Source organism: Pseudogemmobacter humi, assembly GCF_900609055.1.
GTDB classification, from domain to species: Bacteria; Pseudomonadota; Alphaproteobacteria; order Rhodobacterales; family Rhodobacteraceae; genus Pseudogemmobacter; species Pseudogemmobacter humi.
In genome coordinates this window covers 1-21,619 of the sequence record NZ_UXAW01000053.1, presented here as the reverse complement: position 1 = coordinate 21,619, position 21,619 = coordinate 1, and the positions used below count along the sequence as shown (strand labels likewise).

The 21,619-nt window shown below is 66.5% G+C and carries 24 protein-coding genes and 1 tRNA gene; 16 read left to right on the top strand and 9 right to left on the bottom strand.

Annotated features, from left to right (window positions below):
• The 9 genes from XINFAN_RS08385 to XINFAN_RS08345 form a co-directional block, all read left to right on the top strand.
• Positions 1–130: EF-Tu C-terminal domain-related protein (locus XINFAN_RS08385; RefSeq protein ID WP_494338098.1), on the top strand; the 130-nt coding region annotated here is incomplete at its 5' end.
• Positions 131–601: 471 nt separating this feature from the next.
• Complete coding sequence (locus tag XINFAN_RS08380) at positions 602–934, top strand: hypothetical protein (RefSeq protein WP_124086047.1); 333 nt, start codon at positions 602–604, stop codon at positions 932–934.
• Between the two features lie 62 nt (positions 935–996).
• Positions 997–3,696, top strand: coding sequence for a winged helix-turn-helix domain-containing protein (locus tag XINFAN_RS08375; RefSeq protein ID WP_124086046.1), 2,700 nt, complete (start codon positions 997–999; stop codon positions 3,694–3,696).
• Between the two features lie 88 nt (positions 3,697–3,784).
• Entirely contained in the window at positions 3,785–4,882 is a 1,098-nt protein-coding gene (locus XINFAN_RS08370) for a class II histone deacetylase (protein ID WP_124086045.1), read from the top strand.
• A gap of 25 nt (positions 4,883–4,907) precedes the next feature.
• Entirely contained in the window at positions 4,908–6,236 is a 1,329-nt protein-coding gene (locus tag XINFAN_RS08365) for an ABC transporter substrate-binding protein (RefSeq protein WP_124086044.1), read from the top strand.
• Positions 6,233–7,021 (top strand): ABC transporter ATP-binding protein, encoded by a 789-nt coding sequence (locus XINFAN_RS08360; RefSeq protein ID WP_124086043.1) that lies wholly within the window; start codon positions 6,233–6,235, stop codon positions 7,019–7,021. The genes XINFAN_RS08365 and XINFAN_RS08360 overlap by 4 nt, the downstream gene beginning before the upstream one ends.
• On the top strand, positions 7,018–7,728 hold the full coding sequence (locus XINFAN_RS08355; RefSeq protein ID WP_124086042.1) for an ABC transporter ATP-binding protein: 711 nt from the start codon (positions 7,018–7,020) through the stop codon (positions 7,726–7,728). Before XINFAN_RS08360 ends, XINFAN_RS08355 begins: the two co-directional genes overlap by 4 nt.
• Positions 7,729–7,731: 3 nt before the next feature.
• A complete protein-coding gene (locus XINFAN_RS08350; RefSeq protein ID WP_124086041.1) occupies positions 7,732–8,610 on the top strand; it encodes a branched-chain amino acid ABC transporter permease in 879 nt (292 codons plus the stop codon).
• A complete protein-coding gene (locus tag XINFAN_RS08345; protein WP_233352169.1) occupies positions 8,607–9,593 on the top strand; it encodes a branched-chain amino acid ABC transporter permease in 987 nt (328 codons plus the stop codon). The genes XINFAN_RS08350 and XINFAN_RS08345 overlap by 4 nt, the downstream gene beginning before the upstream one ends.
• 165 nt (positions 9,594–9,758) lie before the next feature.
• On the opposite strand, the gene XINFAN_RS08340 is transcribed toward XINFAN_RS08345, so the two are convergent.
• The 8 genes from XINFAN_RS08340 to rpmH form a co-directional block, all read right to left on the bottom strand.
• Positions 9,759–10,493, bottom strand: coding sequence for an amino acid ABC transporter ATP-binding protein (locus tag XINFAN_RS08340; RefSeq protein ID WP_124086040.1), 735 nt, complete (start codon positions 10,491–10,493; stop codon positions 9,759–9,761).
• Positions 10,494–10,496: 3 nt separating this feature from the next.
• Positions 10,497–11,513, bottom strand: a complete 1,017-nt coding sequence (locus tag XINFAN_RS08335) for an amino acid ABC transporter substrate-binding protein (protein WP_124086039.1) — start codon at positions 11,511–11,513, stop codon at positions 10,497–10,499.
• Positions 11,514–11,646: 133 nt separating this feature from the next.
• Positions 11,647–12,354 carry an ATP12 family chaperone protein gene (locus tag XINFAN_RS08330; RefSeq protein WP_124086038.1) on the bottom strand — a complete coding sequence of 236 codons (708 nt, stop codon included), beginning with the start codon at positions 12,352–12,354 and terminating at the stop codon, positions 11,647–11,649.
• Positions 12,355–12,358: 4 nt separating this feature from the next.
• The gene (locus XINFAN_RS08325; RefSeq protein WP_124086037.1) at positions 12,359–13,411 is read right to left on the bottom strand and encodes an RluA family pseudouridine synthase; all 1,053 of its coding nucleotides are present in this window, start codon (positions 13,409–13,411) and stop codon (positions 12,359–12,361) included.
• Positions 13,408–13,758, bottom strand: a complete 351-nt coding sequence (locus XINFAN_RS08320) for a fluoride efflux transporter FluC (RefSeq protein ID WP_124086036.1) — start codon at positions 13,756–13,758, stop codon at positions 13,408–13,410. Before XINFAN_RS08320 ends, XINFAN_RS08325 begins: the two co-directional genes overlap by 4 nt.
• The gene (gene yidD, locus XINFAN_RS08315) at positions 13,755–14,051 is read right to left on the bottom strand and encodes a membrane protein insertion efficiency factor YidD (RefSeq protein ID WP_124086035.1); all 297 of its coding nucleotides are present in this window, start codon (positions 14,049–14,051) and stop codon (positions 13,755–13,757) included. Before yidD ends, XINFAN_RS08320 begins: the two co-directional genes overlap by 4 nt.
• Entirely contained in the window at positions 14,048–14,542 is a 495-nt protein-coding gene (gene rnpA / locus XINFAN_RS08310; protein ID WP_124086034.1) for a ribonuclease P protein component, read from the bottom strand. The genes yidD and rnpA overlap by 4 nt, the downstream gene beginning before the upstream one ends.
• Positions 14,543–14,586: 44 nt before the next feature.
• Entirely contained in the window at positions 14,587–14,721 is a 135-nt protein-coding gene (gene rpmH / locus XINFAN_RS08305; RefSeq protein WP_124086033.1) for a 50S ribosomal protein L34, read from the bottom strand.
• A 323-nt stretch (positions 14,722–15,044) separates the two neighbouring features.
• On the opposite strand from rpmH, the gene XINFAN_RS08300 reads away from it, so the two are divergent.
• From XINFAN_RS08300 to XINFAN_RS08285, 4 genes are all read left to right on the top strand, one after another.
• Positions 15,045–16,442, top strand: a complete 1,398-nt coding sequence (locus tag XINFAN_RS08300) for a sensor histidine kinase (protein WP_124086032.1) — start codon at positions 15,045–15,047, stop codon at positions 16,440–16,442.
• A 58-nt stretch (positions 16,443–16,500) separates the two neighbouring features.
• Positions 16,501–16,577: transfer RNA gene (locus tag XINFAN_RS08295), tRNA-Arg, on the top strand.
• A gap of 187 nt (positions 16,578–16,764) precedes the next feature.
• Entirely contained in the window at positions 16,765–17,586 is an 822-nt protein-coding gene (locus XINFAN_RS08290) for a TniQ family protein (RefSeq protein WP_160144569.1), read from the top strand.
• A 143-nt stretch (positions 17,587–17,729) separates the two neighbouring features.
• Positions 17,730–18,473 (top strand): hypothetical protein, encoded by a 744-nt coding sequence (locus tag XINFAN_RS08285; protein ID WP_124086030.1) that lies wholly within the window; start codon positions 17,730–17,732, stop codon positions 18,471–18,473.
• On the opposite strand, the gene XINFAN_RS08280 is transcribed toward XINFAN_RS08285, so the two are convergent.
• Complete coding sequence (locus XINFAN_RS08280) at positions 18,421–19,020, bottom strand: helix-turn-helix domain-containing protein (RefSeq protein ID WP_124086029.1); 600 nt, start codon at positions 19,018–19,020, stop codon at positions 18,421–18,423. The two genes, XINFAN_RS08285 and XINFAN_RS08280, sit on opposite strands and share 53 nt — an antisense overlap.
• 227 nt (positions 19,021–19,247) lie before the next feature.
• Here XINFAN_RS08280 and XINFAN_RS08275 point away from each other — a divergent pair, with 227 nt between their 5' ends.
• The 3 genes from XINFAN_RS08275 to XINFAN_RS08265 all read left to right on the top strand — a co-directional run bounded on the left by XINFAN_RS08275 (position 19,248) and on the right by XINFAN_RS08265 (position 21,563).
• Positions 19,248–19,484, top strand: coding sequence for a helix-turn-helix domain-containing protein (locus XINFAN_RS08275; protein WP_124086028.1), 237 nt, complete (start codon positions 19,248–19,250; stop codon positions 19,482–19,484).
• 205 nt (positions 19,485–19,689) lie between these two features.
• On the top strand, positions 19,690–20,382 hold the full coding sequence (locus XINFAN_RS08270) for a hypothetical protein (protein WP_124086027.1): 693 nt from the start codon (positions 19,690–19,692) through the stop codon (positions 20,380–20,382).
• Complete coding sequence (locus XINFAN_RS08265; protein ID WP_124086026.1) at positions 20,382–21,563, top strand: hypothetical protein; 1,182 nt, start codon at positions 20,382–20,384, stop codon at positions 21,561–21,563. The genes XINFAN_RS08270 and XINFAN_RS08265 overlap by 1 nt, the downstream gene beginning before the upstream one ends.
• Positions 21,564–21,619 lie beyond the last annotated feature (56 nt).

Below are 21,619 nucleotides of genomic sequence, written 5' to 3'. Positions count from 1 at the left end.
GCCGGGCGACAACCTGAAATTCGTGGTCGAGCTGATCGCTCCGATCGCGATGGAAGAGAAACTGCGCTTCGCGATCCGCGAAGGCGGCCGCACCGTCGGCGCAGGCGTCGTCGCCAAAATCATCGAGTGATCGGCAGAGGCGCGGAGGATTTCCGCGCCCCGCAGATCTTCGGAAAAGGCCGTCCTTCGGGGCGGCCTTTTCTTTTGCGCGGGCGGCTTGCCGTCCCGGTTCGCGGCTGCGGGATCCGCCGCATCCGCATCGCCGGAGCATCCCGGTTCCCGCCGGTATCCCTGCGCGGCATCGGCGTCGGCCCGCTGCTGCTGGCCCGGTCGCGGTTGTGGGCTGGGGCTGCGCTCGTTTATCCGCCCCCTGGGTGGTGGTGAGTGCGGCGCCGCTCCGGCGTCGCCGCCGGGGGAGCCGGTGTCTCGGGGAGGCGCCGGGAGCAGCGGTTTTCTGTCCGCTCTTTGCCAAGGTGAGCGGGGGCCTCGCCCCGGCGATCTGGCGCCGCAGCCGGCAGTTTTCTGCACATCGGTTTTCTGCCCCTGTCCTGCGGCCGCGTTTCACGCGAGGTTCCGGCAAACTGAAATGAGAGGAATCGATATGTTGTCCGTTTTTCGCTCGCGTGGGTTGTTCCCGCTGACCGCCGTCTGCCTGCTGGCCGCGGCGCCCGGCTTCGCCGCTCTGTCGCCCTGGTATGACCGGGCCGAGCAGATCGCGGCGATTCTCGGCAGCGAGGCAATCGCCGGGGCGCTCGGCCAGCGCCCGGTCGATTCGCTCGAATATGAGGGCCAGCGCTCTGACGGCACCGTCAAATGGGAGATCGAGAGCGAGGGCTGCGATCTGGATGTCTATCTGGTGCCGTCGCCGCCGGAGGCGGGCATGGTCGGCAAGACCACCTATCAGATCCGCGAACCGCTGGAGCCCTGCCGCTGAGCGCAGCCCGACGCCGCAAAGGCCATTGACAGAGGCGGGGCTTCGCGCCGCATCTGTTGGCCATGGCGACGATCATCGACACCAAGGTCCATCCTCCGCCGCTGCGGCCCTCGCTGATCCGGCGGCCAGCGCCGCTGAAGCTGATGGATCAGAGCCTTGCGCACCGGCTGACGCTGGTGCGCGCCCCGGCGGGGTTCGGTAAATCCACCCTGGTCGCGCAATGGGGGGCGGGGCTGGACGAAGCCGCCTTCGCCTGGCTGAGCATCGACCCGATGGTCGACAGCGGCCGCAGCTTCATCCTGCATCTGGTGCGGGCGCTGCAACGCGCGCTCGGCCCGGCGGCGGCGGGACTGGAGGATCTGGACGCGGCCGAGACGCTGGGCGAAAGCGGCGCGCTGGCCGCGCTGATCGGGGCGGTGGCGGCGCATGACGGGCCGGTGGTGCTGGCGCTCGACGATCTGCACCGGCTGACCTCGCCCGAGGCTTTGCGCTTTCTCGGCGCGCTGATCGACCATGCGCCGCCCGGCCTGCATCTGATCCTGATCTCGCGCGCCGATCCGCCCCTGCCGCTGGCGGGCCTGCGCGCGCGCGGCGAGGTGTGGCGCATCCCCGATGCGGCCCTGCGCTTCTCGGCGGACGAGACCGCGGATTTCCTGCACCGGGCGCATGGCATCTCGCTGAGCGCGGGGGCGCTGCGCAGCCTGCACAGCCGGACCGAGGGCTGGATCGCCGCGCTGCATCTGGCGGGGCTGGCGATGAACGAACACGGCGACTGGCCGGATTTCATCGCCGCCTTTTCCGGCGCCGGCGGCGATATCGCCGCCTACCTCGGCCAGGACGTGATCTCGCGCCTGCCGCCCGGGATGATGGATTTCCTTTGCCGCACCTCGGTGCTGGAATGGTTCGACGCCGAACTGGCCGCCGAGGTCAGCGGCCACCAGGACGCCCGCGCCATGATCGCGCGGATCGAACAGGCCAATCTGTTTCTGGTGCCGCTGACGCCCGAGCGGACGAGCTTTCGCTACCACCACCTGTTCGCCGATCTCCTGCGCAGCCTGCCCGCGACCCGGGCGCTGGCCGCGGATCTGAACCGCCGCGCCGCGGAAAGCCTTGCCGCGCGCGGGCTGGAGATCGACGCCGTGCATTACGCTTTGGCGGCGGGGGATACGATCCGCGCGGCGGAACTGGTCGAGACCTGCTGCATGGCGGCGGTGCAACTGGGCCATATCACCCGGCTTCGGGCCTGGCTGGAGCGCCTGCCGCCGGGGCTGGCCGCCAGCCGCCCGCGGCTGTTGCTGGCCCAGGCCTGGGTGTTCTTCCATTCCAGCGCGCCGCGCCGGGCGCTTGGCTGCGTGCGCGCGGCGCGCGATCTCTTGCGCCGGCTTCAGGCCGAAGGCGCGACCGGCGGTGCGTCCCATGCCGCGCTCTGGGCCGAGATGCAGGTGCTGGGCGTGGGGGCGCTGTCGGCTGCCGACCGCTCGGCGCGGGCGCAGCGCATGGCGGTGGCGCTGCTGCCGAACCTGCCGCATCAGGCGCATTTCCTGCGCGGCACGCTCAACAACGTGCTGGGGTTCTGCGAATATTCGCTGGGCCATCTGGGCCCGGCGCGGCTGGCGTGCAGCCGGGGCCGGGCGGCGCATGAACAGGCGGGATCGGTGTTCGGCATGGCCTATTCCGAACTGATCCTCGGCCTTGTCGAGAAATCGGCGGGCAATCTGCAACGCGCGCGCCAGCATTTCGCCAGCGGGGCCGGGATGGCGCGGGGGGCTCTCGGCCCCGGGTCATACGCCGAGGCGATGGCGGCGGTGTTCCAGGCCGAACTGGCCTATGAGGGCGACGATCTGGAGGGCGCCGCGCGGCACCTCGCCGATCACCGCGGCGAGATGGAGGCCTTCGGTCTGGTGGTGCACGAGATGACGGTGCGGCTTTCGGCGGCGCGGCTGGCGGCGGCGCGGGGCGAGTCTGCTGCGGCCGTCGCGATGCTGTCCGAGGCCGAGGTTTCGGGCGCGCGCAACCATTACCGCCGCCTCACCGCCTCGGCGCTGAACGATCACGTGCGGCTTTTGCTGCGCGAGGGCAATGCCGCGCTGGCGCGCAGCGTGCTGGCGGCGCGCGGCGTGCGCGAGGACAGCGGCGAAAGCCCCGGTGCGCCCCCGACCGCGCATGAGATGGAGCAGCTCGCGCTCTCCCGGGTGCTGATCGCCGAGGGCGCGGCGCGCGACGCCCATGAGCGGCTGGCCCGGATCGTCGGGCGGCTGCGCTTTTCGGGGCGGCTGCGCCGGCTGGTGCAGGTCCAGGCGGTGAACGCGCTGGCGGCCTTGCGCGCGGGCGAGCGGATGGCGGCGCTGAACGCGATTTCCGAGGCGATGGAGATGGCCTTCCGCCAGGGCGCGCTGCGCAGCCTGCTGGATGAGGGCGAGGGGCTGGCCCAGGTGATCGACTGGGCTCAGGGCCGCATCCCGGCCTGGTCGCGCGACGTGGCGCTGGCGGCTTTCGTCCAGGCCCTGCGCGCGCGTCTTGCGGGCGGCGCCGCGCCGGCGGAACCCCTGGCGCTGTTGTCGCCGAAAGAGGCCGAGGTGGCGCGGGCTTTGCGCGAGGGCGCCTCGAACCGCGAGATTTCGGAACGGCTGGCGATCTCGCCCGATACGGTGAAATGGCACCTCAAGAACATCTATTCCAAACTGGCGGTGACCAGCCGCACCCAGGCGGTGCTGGCGCTCAGCGGTCTTGCCGCGCCGGACACCCACCCCAAAGGGTGGTAGATTTTTCGCGCCGCCCTACCCGTGGGGGAGGGGCTTTGCGCCTGAGTCTCGCCTAGCCTCGCCAAAGCACCACCGCGGGGGAGAGGCGATGACAACCGGCTTCGTGTCGCATGAGCTTTATCACTGGCACAACACGCAGAACTGGAATCTGCTGTTCCCGCCGGGCCTGACCATCCAGCCGGGCGAACATGTCGAAAACCCCGAAACCAAGCGCCGGATCCGCAATCTGCTGGAGGTCTCGGGCCTCCTGGACTACCTGGTGCCGGTGAAACCCCGCCCGGCGACCGAGGACGAACTCGCCCGCTTCCACACCCGCGCGCATATCGCGAAGATCAAAGCGGTCAGCGAGGCGGGCTATGGCGAGGCCTCGCCGCTGACGCCGATGGGCGCGGGCAGCTACGAGATCGCGCTGCTCGCGGCCGGGGGCACCATCGCGGCGATGGATGCGGTGCTGACGGGCCAGGTGCGGAACGCCTATGCCCTGGTGCGCCCGCCGGGCCATCATGCCGAGAGCGACATCGGCATGGGGTTCTGCCTGTTCGGCAATGTGCCGGTGGCGATCCTGCACGCCCAGGCCACCCATGGTCTGGGCCGGGTCGCGACGGTGGACTGGGACGTGCATCACGGCAACGGCACCCAGGCCGCCTTCTGGGACAGCCCCGATGTGCTGACGATCTCGCTTCACCAGGACCGGCTGTTCCCCACCCATTCCGGCCTGCACTCGGAACGCGGGGCGGGGCGGGGCGAGGGCTACAACCTCAACATCCCGTTGCCGCCCGGCTGCGGCAACGGCGCCTATATCGAGGCGTTCCGCCGCGTCGTGCTGCCCGCGCTGGACCGCTACCGGCCCGATCTGATCGTGGTGCCCTCGGGCTTCGACGCCTGCGCGGTGGATCCGATGGGGCGGATGATGGTCACTTCGGACGGCTACCGCCAGATGACCGCGCTTTTGATGGAGGCCGCCGAACGGCTGTGCGGCGGGCGGCTGATGATGTCGCACGAGGGCGGCTATTCGGCGATGTATGCGCCCTATTGCGGGCTGGCGGTGCTGGAAGAGATGAGCGGCATCCGCACCCATGTGACCGATCCATGGGCGGATCATGCGGTCTGGGGTCAGCAGGATCTGCAACCGCATCAGGCGGCGATGATCGAAGAGGCGGCGGCGCTGGTCGCCGCGATCCGCTGAAAACAAAGAACAGGGAGTCGACAGGATGAAAAAGCTGAAACTCGCGGCGCCGGCGGTGATCCCCGGACGGCGGAATTTCCTCAAAGGCGTGGCCGGTTTCGGCGGCGCGGCGGGGGCGATGCTGGCGGGGCTGAACGACGGGGCGCGCGCGCAGGGATCAGCGATCCCGGTGGGCCAGGCCGCGCCGCTGACCGATTTCGCCGCCGCCGACGGGGTGGAGTTCCGCAACGGCCTGATCATGGCCTGCGACGAGATCAACGCGCTCGGCGGCATCCTCGGCCGCCCGCTTGAGCCGCAGTTCGAGGACACCAAACAGATGGGCGACGCCACCAACGTCCAGGCGGTGCAGCGGCTGATCGACCGCCACGGCGTCCATGCGGTGATCAACGGCTACAATGTCGGCTCGGGCTCGGCGATTCCCGATGTGATCGCCGACAGCGGCATCATCTATGTGCATTACGATGCGACCCTCGGCCATACCAGCCTGATCGAGAGCGACCCCGAGCGCTATTTCGGTTCCTTCCAGGGCTGCGCGGCGGAATACTGGTATGGGCCGGGCTTCCTCGATTTCCTCAAACGGCTGGAGGAGACGAAAGAGTTCACCCGCCCGAACAACAAGATGGCGGTGATCCTGTCGGCGGGCGTCTATGCCGCCAATATCGCCAACGGCGTGAAGGAGCGCGCGGCGGAATACGGCTGGGACATCTCGATGTTCGAGACGGTGAGCGTGCCGATCTCGGAATGGGGGCCGACGCTGGCGAAGCTGCGCGAGGATCCGCCCGCGGTGATCTGCATCACCCATTTCTTCCCCGCCGATCTGGCGCAGTTCATGGTGCAGTTCGCGCCCAACCCCACGAATTCGCTGATCTATATGCAATACGGCCCCTCGCTGCCCGCCTTCCGCGAGATCGCGGGCAAGGCTTCGGAAGGGGTGATCTACGCCACGCTGGTCGGCGCCTTGCAGGACGAGATCGGGCTGGATTTCGAACGCCGTTACAAGGAAAGGTTCGGCGAGAGCGCGGGCCACAACTCGGGCGCGCAGCCCTATGACGGGGCGTATCTCTGGGCGGTGGCGGCGGCTTTGGCCGGGGGCAGCGGCGAGCCGGACGACGCGGATCAGAACCGGCTGGTCGCCGACCGGATGCGCAGCCTGATCTGGCGCGGCGTCTGCGGCACCACGCGGATGAACCCGGCGAACAACGCCGCCCGCGCCTTCCCGACCGAGGTGAACGATCCCTCGCTGGGCATGCCGCATCAGTTCCTGCAAATCCAGGACGCGGCCGGGGGCGGGCGGCTGATCGCGCCCTGGCCCTATGCCGTCGCGCCCTACGTCAAACCGTCCTGGCTGGCATGAGCGAGCGGCCGATCCTCGTCTGCGAGGCGGTGACGAAGCGATACGGCGCGCTGAAGGCGGTCAATGCGCTCGGCTTCACGGTCGGGCGCGGCGAGATCCTCGGCATCGGCGGGCCGAACGGCGCGGGCAAGACCACCTTGTTCGACGTGCTCTCGGGGCTGTCTCCGGCCACGTCGGGGCGGGTGGTGCTGGATGGCGACGAGATCACCCGCGCTGCCCCCGACCGCATCTGCCAGATGGGGCTTGCGCGCACCTTCCAGCTCAACGCGGCGTTCGACAGCATGTCCCTGCGTGACAACGTGCGGCTGGCGGCCAAATTCGGCCGCCGGCGGCTGGCGATGCCGGGTCTGACCCTGCCGCGCGATGTGCGCGAGGCGGCGGATGCGGCGCTGGATTTCGTCGGGCTCTCGGACCGCGCGAAGACCATCGCGGGCCTCGCCCCGGTGATCGACCGCAAGCTGCTGATGATCGCCTCGGCGCTCGCGACCGATCCGAAGATCCTGCTGATGGACGAGCCGGTCGGCGGGCTGACCCATGCCGAGACCGATGTGATCATGGATCTGGTGCGCCGCCTGAAACAGCGCGGCGTCACCATCCTGCTGATCGAGCATGTCATGCGCTTCCTCGTCGGCCTCTCGGAGCGGGTGATCATCCTGCACCACGGCGAAAAGATCTTCGAGGGTCCGCCCGGCGGGCTGGTCGAGGACAGCACCGTGGTCGATGTCTACCTCGGCGCCGGGGCCTCGGCGCGGCTGCGCGACCATCTGAAGGGGGTGATAGCATGAGCCTGCTGGAGCTTTCCGGCCTGCGGGCGGGCTACGGCGCCCAGGACGTGATCCGCGGCATCTCGCTTTCGGTGGCCGAGGGCGAATTCGCCGCCCTGGTCGGGCCGAACGGCCATGGCAAGACCACGGTCCTGCGCGCGATCTCGGGGCTTTTGCGGGCGCGCGGGGGGCAGATCCTGCTGGCGGGCCAGCCTCTCACCAGGCTGCGGCCCGACCGGATCGTGGCGGCGGGCGTCGTCCATGTGCCGCAGGGCGATCTGTTGTTTCCGGGGATGAGCGTGCTCGACAATCTGCGGATGGGCGCCTGTCTGCCCGCCGCCGCGGCCGAGGAAAAACGCCGTCTGGAAGAGGTTTTCACCCTGTTGCCGAAGCTGCGCGACCGTCAGGGCCAGCTTGCCAGCACCCTTTCCGGCGGCGAGCGGCGCATGGTCGGGATCGGCCGCGGGCTGATGACGGGCGGGCGGATCCTGATGCTGGACGAGCCCTCGCTGGGCCTTGCCCCCATCGTCATCGACCAGATCTACGATCTGGTGCAGCAACTGGCGAAATCCGGGCGCACCATTCTGGTGGTCGAGGAGAACGCGGTGCGGATCGCCGATATGGCCGACCGGATGTATCTCTTGGACAACGGCGAGATCGCCTGGGCGGGAACCGGGGCCGGTTTCCTGTCGAGCCCGGAAATCTTCGCGACCTATCTGGGGGGCTGAGGGATGGATGTCGCACTCCAGATCCTGTTTTCCGGGCTGACGCTGGGCGCGGTCTATGCCGTGTCGACCATCGGCCTTGCGCTGATCTATGGCGCGCTGAACATGCTGAACATGGCGCAGGGGGGCCTCCTGGCGCTTGGCGGCTATATGGCGATGTGGGCGATGCAGGCCATGGGTTTTCCCGCGCCGCTTGCCGCGCTGACCGCCATGGCGGCGGGCGCCGTCGCGGGCGGGCTGATCTTTCTCCTGGCCGCGCGCCCGATGCTGGGCGGCGAGGGATTCGAGACCCGGATCTTCATCGCCACCATCGGCATCGGCCTGATGCTGGAGAGCCTGATCCTGAAAGCTTTCGGCCCGCAGCCCCAGGCCCAGAGCCTGCGGCTTGACGGCGGGCTGATGTTCGGCCGCGTCAACCTGCCGTGGCAGAACCTGCTGATCTTCGTCACCGCGATCCTGATGCTGGCGGGCGTGGCGCTGCTGCTTGGCCGTTCGCGCCTTGGCCGGGCGATCCGGGCGACCTCGATGAACCGCGAGGCGGCGCAGCTGATGGGGGTGCCGATCCGGCGCATCTATCTTACGATCCTGATGCTGTCGGGCGCGCTGGCGGCGCTGTCGGGGATCATGATCTCGTCGATGTCGGGGCTTTTGCCGAATATGGGCGCCGATCCGATGCTGAAAGCCTTCATCATCTGCGTGGTGGCGGGGCTGGGGAATGTGCCGGGCGCGGCGCTGGTCGCCTTTGCCATCGGCATGCTGGAGGCGCTGATCCAGTATCTCTTCGGCGTGCAATATGCTTTCGCGATCCTGCTCTGTCTGGTGATCGCGGTGCTGATCTGGCGCCCGCAGGGGATCTTCGGCCAGAAAGAGGTGGTGCGGCTATGATCCGGTTTCTGACCCTCGCCCCGGCAAGGCGCGATTTCCTGATCGCGGCGCTGCTGTTCGCGCTGATGCTGGCGGTGCCGCTGCTGACCGGCACCCGCTATGTGATGACCCAGCTCACGGTGTTCTTCATCTGGGCGGTGGTGGCGAGCCAGTGGAACCTCGTCTTGGGCGTTGCGGGGATCTTCAGCCTGGCGCAGATGGCTTTGTTCGCGGTCGGCGCCTATGCCACGGCGATGCTGGCCTATTACCTCGGGCTGATGCTGCCCGCCGCCATGCTGCTGGCGGCGCTGGTGACGGTGGGCGTCTCGCTGGTGATCGGCTTCGGCTGCCTGCGGCTGCGCGGGCCCTATGTCGCGCTGCTGACGCTGGCGATCGGCCAGGTCATGTATCTGGTGGTGGTGAACGATACCGAATGTTTCACCACCCCGGCCTCGGGCTGCCTGCCTTTGTTCGGCGGCGCGCGGGGGTTCTCGCGGTTCGGCGATCTCGGCTTGCGCGATCTGCTCGGCTCGAAATGGTATATCGGGCATTACTATGTGGGGCTGGTGCTGCTGCTTGCCGCGCAGGTGTTCTGCATTGCCATCATCCACGGGCCGCTCGGCCTCGCGTTCCGGGGATTGCGCGACAATCCGGGCCTCGCGCTGGCGCGCGGCGTGTCGCGGACGCGCTATCAGCTCTGGGTCTTCGGCCTGTCTGCGTTCTTCACCGGCCTGGCGGGGGCCTTCCACGGCGCGCATTTCGGCGTGGTCGGGCCCACGGCCTTCGCCTTCCCGATGCTGCTGTTCATCCTGGCGATGATCGTGGTCGGAGGTCTTGGCACCACCTGGGGGCCTCTGATCGGCGCCGCGCTGCTGATGTGGGCCGACGAGGGGCTGCGCGAGGTCTCCGACTGGCGCGAGATCGGCCTCGGCCTCGTGCTGGCGCTTTGCGTGGTGCTGTTCCCGCGCGGCCTTGCCGGGATCCGCCTGCGTGTTGCGCGCTGAGGCAGGAACGCTTCGCTTGCGAAGGTTCCTGGCGGCTGTTCCCGATGGTCTGAGCGGCGATCATGGCGACCAGTGCGGCCCGGATGACCGGAGAGACCGGTCCCCGGATCACCTCCTGCAATCGCAGGGCGCGGTCGCGGGCTGAGCTTTGGCCGGCGGCTGGCCTCAGCCGCCGGGGATCCGGCTGAGGAACAGCCTCGCCCGCTCGTGCTGCGGCGCGGAGAAGAAGCTCCGCGGCGGGCTGTCCTCGACGATCCTGCCCTCGTCCATGAAGATCACCCGGTCGGCCACCGCGCGCGCGAAGCCCATTTCATGGCTGACACAGAGCATGGTCATGCCTTCATCGGCGAGGGCGATCATCGTCTCCAGCACCTCCTGGACCATCTCGGGATCAAGCGCCGAGGTCGGCTCGTCGAACAGCATGATCCGCGGTTTCATGCAAAGCGCCCGGGCGATGGCCGCGCGCTGCTGCTGGCCGCCGGAGAGCTGCGCGGGATATTTATGCGCCTGTTCGGGGATTCTGACCCGCGAGAGCAACTCCATCGCCGCCGCTTCGGCCTCCGCCCGCGAGAGTTTGCGCACATGCACCGGCGCGAGCATACAGTTTTCCAGCACCGTCAGATGCGGGAACAGGTTGAAATGCTGGAACACCATCCCGGTCTCGCGCCGCACCCGGTCGATGGTCTTCAGATCGCGGGTCAGCTCGGTCCCCTCGACGAAGATCTGCCCGGACTGGTGCGCTTCCAGCCCGTTGATGCAGCGGATCAGCGTGGACTTGCCCGAGCCCGACGGGCCGCAGATCACGATCCTTTCGCCGCGCGCCACGCTCAGGCTCAGGTCGCGCAGCACATGGAAGCGGCCGAACCATTTGTTCACGCCGCGCAGCGCCAGCGCCTCCATGCTCTAGCGCATCGGCCAGGCGTATTGCAGCCCGCCCTGGGTCCAGAGCGCATTCAGCCCGCGCGCCAGCCCGATCGGGGTGGAGGAGCCGATATTGGCCTCGAAGATCTCGCCGTAATTGCCGCTGGCCGCAAGGGCGCGGCGCGCCCAGTCGTTGTCGAGGCCGAACATCGCGCCCATGCCGCCTTCGAGCCCCAGCAAACGGCGCACCTCCGGGTCGGCCGACGAGGCGGCGACCTCTTCGATATTGGCGCGGGTGATGCCCTTTTCCTCGGCGATCAGCAGGGCGTTGACGGTCCAGCGGATGATGTCGCCCCATTGGTCGTCGCCGTGGCGCACCGCCGGGCCGAAGGGCTCTTTCGAGATGATCTCGGGCAGCAGCACATGGTTCTCGCTGCCCATCGTGCCCGCGCGCACCGCGGCGAGGCTGGCCACATCGGTGCTGAGCACGGCGCAGTCGCCCTCAAGATATTTGCGCTGCGCCTCGGCGTCGTCCTTCACCTCGACCGGCTGATAGGTCAGGTTGTTGGCCTTGAAGAAAGCGTCCAGATTGGCCTGGGCGGGGCTGCCCGGGCGGATGCAGATTTCGGCGTTGAACAGCTCTTTCGCCGAAGCGACCGCCATCTCCTTCTTCACCATGAAGCCCTGGCCGTCGTAATAGGTGATCGCCGGGAAATCGACCGCGCTGCCTGCATCGGCAGAGAAGACGGCGGCGGAATCGCGCACGATCAGATCGACCGCGCCCGAGGCGAGGGCGGCGAATCTGTCCTGGCCCGAGATCGCCTGAAAGCGGGCGCGGGCCGGGTCGCCCAGCACCGCCGCCGCCACCGCGCGGCACAGATCGGCGTCGAAACCGACCCAGTTTTCATTGGCATCCTCCACCGCAAAGCCGGTCAGCCCGGCATTGACGCCGCAGATCAGCTCACCGCGCGCCCGCACCTCGTCCAGCGTCGCGGCAAGCGCGGGCGCGGCGGCCAGCACGGCGGCGGCAAGGCACGCGGGGAATGTCGGTTTTCGCATGATGGTCCCTTCCGGTAATGGCGAGGCACGGGCGGTGGGGAAATGCCGATCCCGTCCGAACGGGCAGGCGGATCCCTGCCGCAGTCTTTGGGGAAGAGCTTCGGCGGGTCAAGGCCGGATGGCGGGCCCGGCCTCAGCCGCAAAGCATGAAGAAGCGCCAGGCGTCGCTGAAGGCCCGGCGTTTGAGGGATTCGGCCAGGGCGGCGTCCTCGTCGATGCCCCATTGCTCGTTCTGCCAGCTCTCGTCGATGCGCGAGGCCTCCCAGGCCTCGTCCGGCCCGATCCGGCCGCGCACCAGCGCGAAGGCCAGCACCAGCGAGCCCGATATCGCGACCAGGTCGTGGAACGCCGCAAGACGGAACGCATCGAGCGCGGCCACCCCGGCGCGCAGCCGGGCGAGGCTTTCGGCAGGCTGTTCCACCGGCACCACGCCCGCAGTGACGTTCAGCGCCGCGCCGAATTCGGCCTCGGCCCAGGCCAGCAGCGGATTCCAGACCCCGGCCTGGCGCGCGGCCAGCGCGAGCGGCCGCTCGGCCCGGTAGCACAGAAGATCGGTCGCGCCGTAGGCGGCCAGCACCTCCGCCACCTCTTCCTGCTGGTGCGAGAGCTTGTCGATGGCGGAATTCGCGGTGCGGGTAAGCGGCATGGTGCCGGGGTCGATCTTCCCCTCCTGCGCCTGCCATTCGGCGGCCACCGCCTCGGCCAGCGCAGGGGTGGGCAGGATCAGCGCGGCTTTCGCGGGCGTGCGCAGGGGGCGGTCGTCCAGATGCACGGTGAAGCCCGCGCCTTCGGCCGCGACCGCGGTCTCCTTCCAGAAGCGTTTAGGGGCCCATTCGGCCATCTGATCAGCGTCCTCCGAAGGCTTTGAACGGGTCGGCGGGCACGTCTTCTTCCTTCCAGTCGAGCGCCTTCCAGGTGCGCTTCATATGCTCGGGCAGCGGCGCGGTGAAGGACACTTCCTTTTTTGTGATCGGATGCTCGAAGGCGATCGAGCGGGCGTGAAGATGCAGCTTCCTCGACAGATCGCCGCCGATCCCGGCGCCCCAGCCGTCGCCCTGGTTGTCGGCTGCGCTGCCGCCGTATTTGCCGTCGCCGAGGATCGGATGGCCGATCTCGGCCATATGGGCGCGCAGCTGATGGGTGCGGCCGGTCACGGGTTCCAGCGCCATCCACGACAGCCGGGTGCCGAGGAACCAGAGCGTGAAGTAATCGGTCTGGCTGCGCTTGGCGTCGGGGTGGTCCTTCGCCTCGGCAGGGTGGATGCAGATCATCTTTTCGCCCTCGCCGCCGCGTCCGCGGCCGGGGGCCTTCATCAGATGGAACTTGATCGAGCCCTGGCGCGGATGCGGCACGCCCGCGACCACCGCCCAGTAGATCTTGCGCGTCAGCCGGTGGCGCAGCGCCTCGGACAAAGCGCGGGCCACCCGGTCGGTGCGCGCCAGAAGCAGCACGCCCGAGGTGTCCTTGTCGAGCCGGTGCACCAGCTTCGGCCGGTCCTTGTAGCCGAATTTCAGCGCCTCGGTCAGCCCGTCGACATGGCGGTCGCCCTGGCCCGAGCCGCCCTGGCTCGGCAGGCCCGGCGGCTTGTTCAGCACGATGATATGTTCGTCTTTCCACAAGACGCAGGCCTGGATCATCTTCGCATCCTGCGGGCTGATGCCCGCGACGCGCTCGCGCACCGGGGCCTCGCCCTCGGCGACCGGCGGGACGCGGATCGTCTCGCCCGGCGCGATGCGGTCGGCGGCTTTGGCGCGGCCGCCGTCGACGCGGACCTGGCCGGTGCGGCACATCTTCTCGATCTGACCTTGCGTCAGCTGGGGAAAGCGTTTCTTCAGCCAGCGGTCGAGGCGCTGCTCGCCCTCATCCTCGGTGACCTGGATCAGTTGCACGCCGCTCATGTGAGGCTCCTGGCAAGGGTGACGCCCAGCGAGACTGCGGCGAGAGAGAGAAGGACCGAGACGCCGACGTAAAGCGCGGCCTCGGGGATGCGGCCGGCCTCCCACAGCTTCAGCGTGTCGAGCGAGAAGGCCGAGAAGGTGGTGAAGCCGCCAAGCACGCCGGTCATCACGAAGGGCGAGAAGCGGGGGCCGAGCAGGACGTAAGTGAGGCCGATCAGGAAGCTGCCCAGCACATTGATCGCCGCCACCGCCCAGGGCGCGCCGAAGGCCGCAACCGTCAGATGGCGCAGGACGGACCCGGCGGCCCCGCCGAGCGCGACCGCGCCGATGGTGCTGAAATGCGTCATTTCACCGTCTCGTTTCCGGGTTTCTTGCCCGCATGTTTGTCATTTTCCAACATAGCGTCGTGTTCCGGGTCGGCGCCGGGCACCGGGTCGTAGCCATGCCCGCCCCAGGGATGGCAGCGGCAGAGCCGGTGCGCCGTCAGCCAGCCGCCCTTCAGCCCGCCGTGGCGCGACAGCGCCTCCATCGCATAGGCCGAGCAGGTCGGCTGATAACGGCAGCCATGGCCGACCCAGGGGCTGAGCACCAGCCGATAGGCGCGCACCGGCAGCGACAGGACGAAGGCGAGCGGGGTCATGGCTTCGGCCCTTCCACCGCTGCCAGCGGCTTGTCCGCGCCCGGCTTCGGCTCGCGCGGCGGGCGCTCGCGGTGGACCGCGGCGAAGGCCGATTCCAGATCGGCCAGCAGCAGGGCGAAATCGCGGCTCACCGTGGCCTCGGGCCGGGCGACCAGGACATAATCCCAGCCCGGGCGGCCCATCCGCGGCAGCAAGGCCCGCGCCGCTTCGCGCATCCGGCGTTTGGCGCGGTTGCGCAAGACCGCATTGCCGATCTTTTTCGAGGCCGTAAAGCCGATCCGTGTCACGCTGTCGCCATCGTGCCGGTCGCGCGCCTGCAACAGGAACGAGCCCGTGCCCTGACGCCGCGCCGAGGCCGCTTTCAGGAAATCGGCCCGCTGCGGGATCACGACCAGCCCTCCCTTGCGGGATGCGGGCAAAACGGAAACCGCCGGAGGCGCTTCGGGCGTTCCGGCGATCTGCCTCAAGCCCTCTGCCTCCGGCGGTGTCATCACTTCATCCTCCGGCCCCCTGCCAAAAGCAGGCGGCGGCTGATTCAGGCCGAGAGAACCTTGCGGCCCTTGGCGCGGCGGGCGGCCAGCACCAGGCGGCCGCCTTTGGTGGCCATGCGGGCGCGGAAGCCGTGGCGACGGCTGCGAACCAGCTTCGAGGGTTGATAGGTGCGCTTCATTGCGGCATTCCTTCTGTCTGTTCGGGCCTCGCGGCCGGTGCTGCGGGCCCCCGCAATCCATTCCCGCAAGGGGCGCCGGAAGGGCGCTGGATTCGCGGACCATGATCCTGAGGCCCGCCCTATAGGGGCAGCCCGCGCCCAAGTCAACGCATCCCGGGCCGGCAGCCCCATGATTTCAGCGATATATACCCGGCGTCATACTGTTTTTCCGCGACGGCCTTTGCTAAATCAAGGGGAAAGCCGGGTTTGGCCGAAAGGTGGGCAGGGTGGCGCAAAAGGCGGTTCGGAAGCGGTTCCTGCGGACGTTGTCCGGCCGTTTCCTCATGCTGACCGTGATCTTCGTGCTGCTGGCCGATGTGCTGATTTTTGTCCCCTCGCTTGCGCGTTACCGCGCCGATTTCCTCCTGGAGCGGCTGCGCCAGGCGCAGATCGCGGCGCTGACACAGCTTGCCTCCGACGCCGGAGTCAGCCCCGAGCTTGAGGCCGAGCTGCTGGCGAATGCCGGGGTTTACAACGTGGTCCTGCGCCGCGACGACATCCGCCAGCTGGTGCTCTCGTCGCCGGTGCCCGCGCCGGTGGGCGCCGATTACGACCTGCGCCTTGCCGGCCCCTGGGAGCTGATCCGCGACGCGCTGGTCACGCTGACCGGCGACGGCAGCCGGGTGGTGCGGGTGATCGGCAATCCGGTGCAGGAAGGCGGGCAGCTGATCGAGATCACCATGCCCGACGAGCCCCTGCGCAAGGCGATGCTGCTTTACGCCTGGCGGCTGGTTTTGTTCTCGGCGCTGATTTCGGCGGTGATGGCGGTGCTGCTCTTTCTGGCGGCGCAGCGTCTGATCGTGCAGCCGATCCGCCGGGTGATCCTGCATATGAAGGCCTATGCCGAGGCGCCCGAGGATGCGCGCACGGTGATCGAGCCCTCGGCCCGGGTCGAGGAATTGCGCGAGGCCGAGGAGATGCTTGCCTCGATGCAGGTGCAGCTCACCGGCGCTTTGCGGCAGAAGGAGCGGCTGGCGCAGCTTGGCGGCGCGGTGGCCAAGATCAGCCATGATCTGAGGAACATCCTGACCACGGCGCAGCTGTTTGCCGACCGGATCGAGGGCAGCGCCGATCCGGCGGTGGCGCGGTCGGCGCCCAAGCTGGTGGGGTCGATCAGCCGCGCCGTCAGCCTGTGCGAGGCGACCCTTGCCTTCGGCAAGGCCGAAGAAGCGCCGCCGCTGCTGACGCGCTTTCCTCTGGCGGTGCTGGTGAGCGAGGTGGTCGAGGGCGAGGGGCTGAGCGATGCGCTCGGCGCGCCGGCTGAGCCCGGCGGCCAGGTCGGCGCGATTCTCGACATCGCGCCGAATCTGACCCTGCGCGCCGACCGCGAGCAGCTTTACCGGGTGCTGTCCAATCTGATCCGCAACGCCCGCCAGGCGATCGAGGCGACCGGCCAGCCCGGCACCATCGAACTCGCCGCCGGAGAGAGCGATTCCGAATGGTGGATCAGGGTGGGCGACACCGGCCCCGGCCTGCCGCCAAAGGCGCGCGAGCATCTGTTCGCGGCATTCCAGGGCGGGGTGCGCAAGGGGGGCACCGGCCTTGGTCTTGCGATCTCGGCCGAGCTGATCCGCGGCCATGGCGGGCGGCTGGAGCTTTTGCGCTCGGATTCCGAGGGCAGCGAGTTCATGATCCACCTGCCGAAACTGGCGATTTCCGCGGATCATCATCCAATCGAGTGAAGCTGCATTTTGTCCCTTGCAAGTCTCTGCGCGGGACTCTAGATACCGGCCTCACGACGGACCCGTAGCTCAGCTGGATAGAGCACCAGACTACGAATCTGGGGGTCGGGCGTTCGAATCGCTCCGGGTCCGCCATTTTACCTTTTTTATCGTCTGTCAGATATTTCTGGCTTTCCGTCAGATTTCTGACCCGGATCGCGCTTTGTTTGCGCTGATCGACATGCACTCATAATCTCGATCATATTTTCTGGATCGAGAGGTTGATCGGGTGTGTCTGCACAGTTCATCGAGCACTGAGTTGAGGGCCTGTTCCCCTGATCCTTTGCCGCTGACGGTGGTGCATCATCCCCTCGAGCCGGCCACATCGCTGATATCCCGCCTTGCTGTGCGACACGGTGCAGCATCGAGCACGGATTTCTGCCGCGATATCGGGTTTTCCTATAAGGCATTGCTGCGCGGTGATCGTGCGGCCATCGAGCAACTCGCGCGCCTCGCCGGATGCGATGCGGATGCGTTGGCGCGGATCTCGATCCGCAATCTCGGGCGCAATGCCCTGCGTCTGCGCGACGAGATAGCGACGACACACACTCTGCACCGATCTCGGATACGTGTCTGCCCTCGCTGCATCCAACAGGATGCTGGGTCTGCTGGGGAAGCCCGTCGAGTGCCTCGACGGGTGACTTGGCAGTTTGTTTCTATCCGGTCGTGTCCAGTGCATAACTGCGCATTGATGCCCTTGCCTGCGGAGGCCACCAACCTGCATGGCTATGATTTCGCGTCGCAAATTCGTAAGCACTGGCAACTGATCGAGCGGACGGAACCTGTACGGCAAGCCCACACCGAATTTGAAGGATATCTCTGGCGCCGGGTCGTTGGCGAACGTGGTGACGCGTGGATTGACCAACTGGACCTTAATGTTGCAAGCCGCGCCTGCGAGGTCTTCGGTCTGTTGCGCGAACGAGGCCCTGACAGCAAGCTGAGTGGGCACAGTGAGACAGAATGGGCCCAGTTCGGCCAGTCGGGGTTTGAGGTATTCCAGCGGGGCGCGGATGCCTTGGCCGAGGAAATGGCGCGAATGCTGTCTCGCCCTGGGATCGATCGCCGGTTTTTTCGCGAGTCTATGGCCCTTTCACCATATGGCTGAACGGTCGGGGTCTTGGCGACGAGTTCGAGCCGCTGCGCGATATAGTGCGATGTCGGATATTCGCCAGCTTCGCTGTTCGCAGGGGGATTCTGGTACTGGGCAAACCCTCGCCAGGAGGGGACCGGCGCGAGGACCCTGATGACATGGCACTGAACGATATGCCAGAAGATCTGTCGCATCTGATACGACAGCGGGGCCTTGCGTATCTGAGCAAGGATGGGAAATGGCTCATCAAGGGCTTTGTGACGCCAGCAATGGTTGAAGCGTTGCGACGTGAATTGAGTGAGCTTGTCAGTACGGAGATTGCGGCACGGCTGCTCGGCATGTCGCAAGCAGCCATGCTCACGCAGATTGAGGCTGGCGCTCTCGCCCCGAGGCTGACCGTGTCGTCGGGCGATTATCTATTCGACTGCGGCATGTTGCGATCATGGCGACAATTGGTGGCGGTCAATGAAACTGGGCTGCTCCAAGGTTTTGGCTATAGGAACAATACCGCTCTGACCCTGGCAGAAGTTGCAAAACGCTTGAAGATCACGTTGAAGACCGTTTTCTATATAGTTCAGAATGGTTTCCTAGGCACAGATCCAACATCTAGCGCGGGCCGCGCAGGCACGGCTGCGGCGCATATCCTCTCGGTGGCAGCCTTCGAAGACGTCTTCGTTTCCATCGGCCAGCTTGCGGCTCTGGCGCACACTCCACAGGGCGCATTGGCGATCCGGTTGAGAAACGCCGGTGTCGCAATGGTTGCCATGCCGCCCGGCCTCAGTCGGGTCTATTGGCGCTGCGACATAGGCGCATTCGGGTTACCACTGCCCAATCCGGGGCTTGTTGGTGTTACGAACGCCGCAGAAGATGCCGTGCGACCTTCGCCGCCGGGAAGTCGCTGATCACCGAGATGAACAGCATCATGATGATGACGAACGAGGCGAGCAGCGCCCAATCAATCCCGTTCACCTCGACGCCAAAGGGGATATCGGCCATGACCGCGAGGTTCTTGAACGAAAAATAGGCCGTTGCCGCGACATAGAGGTGGTCACGCATGGTCAGCATGGCACGCGCGGGCTTAGAGTAGGTTTGCTCGCGAAACGCACGACATTCGGAGCGAAGAGTTGCCCAGAAGGACGCACACTCCGGGCTCTCCACTCGCCTCGTTCCGGGCGTGGACGTGGGCTCGCCACGCAAAGCTGCATACAGTGCCTCGGTCGGCAGCGGATCCGCATCAATTTCGTCGATAATCGCCAACCGTGTTGATTGCGGCAGTTCCCGCTGCTGTCGCTCGTAATTGCCGTAGGTTTTTACGCCCACGCCGAGACGCTCGGAAAATTCGGCCTGACTTTGCTTGGTTTTTGCACGAATCGCGCGAAGCTGGGCGGCCCCGACCTCGCGGACAATTCTCTCGTAGTCGCGTGCTGCCTGCTCATAATGCTCGGCCACCAAAAGATTTTTGTATCGCGAAAGCTTAAGTTCCTTTGCATTCAAACGCGCTGATTCTTTGGAAGAATCGCGGGATCGGCACGAACGTACCGTACTGATCGGCACGTTCGTGCCGATTATTTTCAATACAAAACAATATCTTGGTGTTGACCGTCCGCGCTTTGCTTCCTTAGCTGTCTGATGCCGGGCGAACGGCCCGACGCAGGAGGAATGGGGGGCATAGGCTGATGCGGACGCCGTCGAAACAAAATCTGGATGCGCATGAGCGCCTGAAGGCCGAACTGCGTATTCGGGGCACTTCGCTGGCCCGTATTGCCCGAGAACTCGGCGTGTCGGATGCGGCACTGACGCTGGTAGGAAAAGGCTGCAATCGCTCTCGCAGGATCGAACATGCGCTGGCGCGTGCGGTCTGCACCACGCCGGAGGTGCTGTTCCCGGATCGTTATCAGGGAGGCAAACCATGACCTAGAAAAGGAAAAGGCCAAGAGGGCTGCAACCCTCAAGGCCTTCTTGGGTGTATCAAGATAGGACCCGATACACCTCTTTCATGACCCATATACCGGGACCGGTCAAGCGTGCAGGTGATCTGTCGCGCCGGTTCCGCACACCCAAATCCATGAAGGAGGGCCGAGGGCGGCCGGCGTGCGCTGGTCATCTGGCCAATAACACATGTCCGAAGACGATGATGAAACGCCCTGGCAGCCGCCACAGCGCAGCACCGGTACGCGCAGCTTTCCGGCACGGTCCAGATCCAGCTCGCGCGGCTTTCTGCTGGCGCATCTGCCGGCGGAGGCCCGGCCTCGACAGATCATCTATGAAAGTAATTTGGAACGTCAGACGGCGCTGCTGTTGCTGGCGCGCAGAGACCTGCGGAACCTTTGGGATCAGCCGCCAAAAGTCGCTTTCACGGATAAGCGGGGGCAAATAGCCCATCACATCTTCGATTATCTGGCCGAGTTTGACGGTGGTCGCCGTGTCGCGATCGCTGTCAAGCCACAGGCGCGTGCTGAGCGGTTGGGATTTCGCGAGACGCTTGCCCGTATCCGCGCAGACCTGCCGCCGCACTTTGCCGACGAGGTCGTGCTTGTCACGGAAAAGACCCTTCCCGCTGCTGCGATGCATATTGCCGAACTGCTGCACATGTTTCGTGCTTGTCATGACCCGGAGGCGGACGGGATTGTCGGGGATTTGATGGCGGCTCAGTACCGGCCGTTCTGCATCGCCGACCTCGTCGCCGATAGCGGATTGGGCGGGCGGGCTTTCCGTGCACTGGTTCGAGCCATCTATGCGGGGCTGGTCCGTGCCGATTTCGATAGCCGCATCACATCGGCGACTGTCCTGTTGCCGCCGGAGAGCCGATAATGACAATGCTGCGCCTGTCCCGCGCCGATGCGGTCATCGCGCAGGGCACCCTCTGCGTCGTCGCGCGCATCGACCCGCATATCGTCGAACTGCGCCCGCTCGGAGGCGAGGACGCGCCGATGAGCCTGAGCCACCTCGAACTTTTGGAGCAGCTCAGCTCGGGGAATTTCGAAGTGGAGTACGGCTATTTCGGCAGCCGTCAAGCCGCGCGTCGCGCCATGGCAGGGCGCAGCTTGCTGTCGCTGCTGTCTAGTGCGGAACGACAACTGGTGTTCTGGAAGATCGACTGGTGCGAGACCTTTCTCGCGGCCGAAGCCAGCGGCGGGGTCTCGCGGTCGGATCGATCTTGCTCGGCCTTTATCTCGGAACTCGAAAGGCGCGTCATGGGGAAGATGCGGCAAGCTGCGAATGGCAACGCCTTACCTGATATCCTTCTCAGGCCCCCGCCGTGCCGCACCAGCCTGATGGGATGGGTCAGAATCTGGGAGAGGGCCCGCGATCCGATGGCCCTTGTCAAGAAGTCGCGGTTCAACGGCGTCAACGCCCGGAAAATTGGCCGCGACCGCGAGGCAATCCTGCAACGCAAGCTTGCGAATTACCTGCATCCCAACCGGATCCTTGCTCCCGAACTGCATCGGGCAATCAATGCTGAAATCCGCGAGCGGAATGCGGATGCTAGATCGGCTGGATCGGCCACCATGCCGGAAATCTCCGAAAGCACGGTCCGGCGCAGACTCGCAGAGATCGACAATTTCGAGTTGTGCGCTGCGCGCCATGGCGTTGCCGAGGCCAAGTATCGCCTCGGGGGTTACGGTGCGGGTCTTCAGATCGATGTTCCGCTTCAGCGCATTGAGATGGATGAATGGGAAATCGACCTGATGGCGATCCTCGCCAAAGGAGGCTTCGATATCAGCGACGCCAGGCTGCGCGATCTCGCGCTCGGACGCTACTGGGTCTGTGTCGCTTTCGACACCGCCACGCGCAGCATTCTGGCGTTGAAATTGTCGAAAGCGCCCTGTGTTGACGATGCGCTAGCAACGATCTGGATGGCAATGCGCGACAAGACAGCCATCGCGCGTCGACTGGGGTGCGAAACCGGCTGGGTTCAGCACGGGCATCCGTATCATGTCGTCGTGGATGAGCTACTCCCCGATCCTTGGACAGTTTTCGAGGATGTTTAAGCTACTGCCTGCGCCTGCTGGTCGGTTTCGATGCTGTTGAAGTAGACCACGGCGGG

What these genes read in the sequence shown, in the direction of transcription:
- XINFAN_RS08340 (WP_124086040.1), bottom strand. Translation starts at nt 10,493, where the DNA reads ATGGAGGCGCTGGCGCTGCGCGGCGTGAACAAATGGTTCGGCCGCTTC.
- XINFAN_RS08370 (WP_124086045.1), top strand. Translation starts at nt 3,785, where the DNA reads ATGACAACCGGCTTCGTGTCGCATGAGCTTTATCACTGGCACAACACG.
- XINFAN_RS08380 (WP_124086047.1), top strand. Translation starts at nt 602, where the DNA reads ATGTTGTCCGTTTTTCGCTCGCGTGGGTTGTTCCCGCTGACCGCCGTC.
- XINFAN_RS08325 (WP_124086037.1), bottom strand. Translation starts at nt 13,411, where the DNA reads ATGAGCGGCGTGCAACTGATCCAGGTCACCGAGGATGAGGGCGAGCAG.
- XINFAN_RS08300 (WP_124086032.1), top strand. Translation starts at nt 15,045, where the DNA reads ATGCTGACCGTGATCTTCGTGCTGCTGGCCGATGTGCTGATTTTTGTC.
- rnpA (WP_124086034.1), bottom strand. Translation starts at nt 14,542, where the DNA reads ATGACACCGCCGGAGGCAGAGGGCTTGAGGCAGATCGCCGGAACGCCC.
- XINFAN_RS08355 (WP_124086042.1), top strand. Translation starts at nt 7,018, where the DNA reads ATGAGCCTGCTGGAGCTTTCCGGCCTGCGGGCGGGCTACGGCGCCCAG.
- XINFAN_RS08320 (WP_124086036.1), bottom strand. Translation starts at nt 13,758, where the DNA reads ATGACGCATTTCAGCACCATCGGCGCGGTCGCGCTCGGCGGGGCCGCC.
- XINFAN_RS08330 (WP_124086038.1), bottom strand. Translation starts at nt 12,354, where the DNA reads ATGGCCGAATGGGCCCCTAAACGCTTCTGGAAGGAGACCGCGGTCGCG.
- XINFAN_RS08335 (WP_124086039.1), bottom strand. Translation starts at nt 11,513, where the DNA reads ATGCGAAAACCGACATTCCCCGCGTGCCTTGCCGCCGCCGTGCTGGCC.
- XINFAN_RS08350 (WP_124086041.1), top strand. Translation starts at nt 7,732, where the DNA reads ATGGATGTCGCACTCCAGATCCTGTTTTCCGGGCTGACGCTGGGCGCG.
- XINFAN_RS08365 (WP_124086044.1), top strand. Translation starts at nt 4,908, where the DNA reads ATGAAAAAGCTGAAACTCGCGGCGCCGGCGGTGATCCCCGGACGGCGG.
- XINFAN_RS08265 (WP_124086026.1), top strand. Translation starts at nt 20,382, where the DNA reads ATGACAATGCTGCGCCTGTCCCGCGCCGATGCGGTCATCGCGCAGGGC.
- yidD (WP_124086035.1), bottom strand. Translation starts at nt 14,051, where the DNA reads ATGACCCCGCTCGCCTTCGTCCTGTCGCTGCCGGTGCGCGCCTATCGG.
- rpmH (WP_124086033.1), bottom strand. Translation starts at nt 14,721, where the DNA reads ATGAAGCGCACCTATCAACCCTCGAAGCTGGTTCGCAGCCGTCGCCAC.
- XINFAN_RS08360 (WP_124086043.1), top strand. Translation starts at nt 6,233, where the DNA reads ATGAGCGAGCGGCCGATCCTCGTCTGCGAGGCGGTGACGAAGCGATAC.
- XINFAN_RS08345 (WP_233352169.1), top strand. Translation starts at nt 8,607, where the DNA reads ATGATCCGGTTTCTGACCCTCGCCCCGGCAAGGCGCGATTTCCTGATC.
- XINFAN_RS08285 (WP_124086030.1), top strand. Translation starts at nt 17,730, where the DNA reads ATGGCACTGAACGATATGCCAGAAGATCTGTCGCATCTGATACGACAG.
- XINFAN_RS08375 (WP_124086046.1), top strand. Translation starts at nt 997, where the DNA reads ATGGCGACGATCATCGACACCAAGGTCCATCCTCCGCCGCTGCGGCCC.
- XINFAN_RS08270 (WP_124086027.1), top strand. Translation starts at nt 19,690, where the DNA reads ATGTCCGAAGACGATGATGAAACGCCCTGGCAGCCGCCACAGCGCAGC.
- XINFAN_RS08275 (WP_124086028.1), top strand. Translation starts at nt 19,248, where the DNA reads ATGCGGACGCCGTCGAAACAAAATCTGGATGCGCATGAGCGCCTGAAG.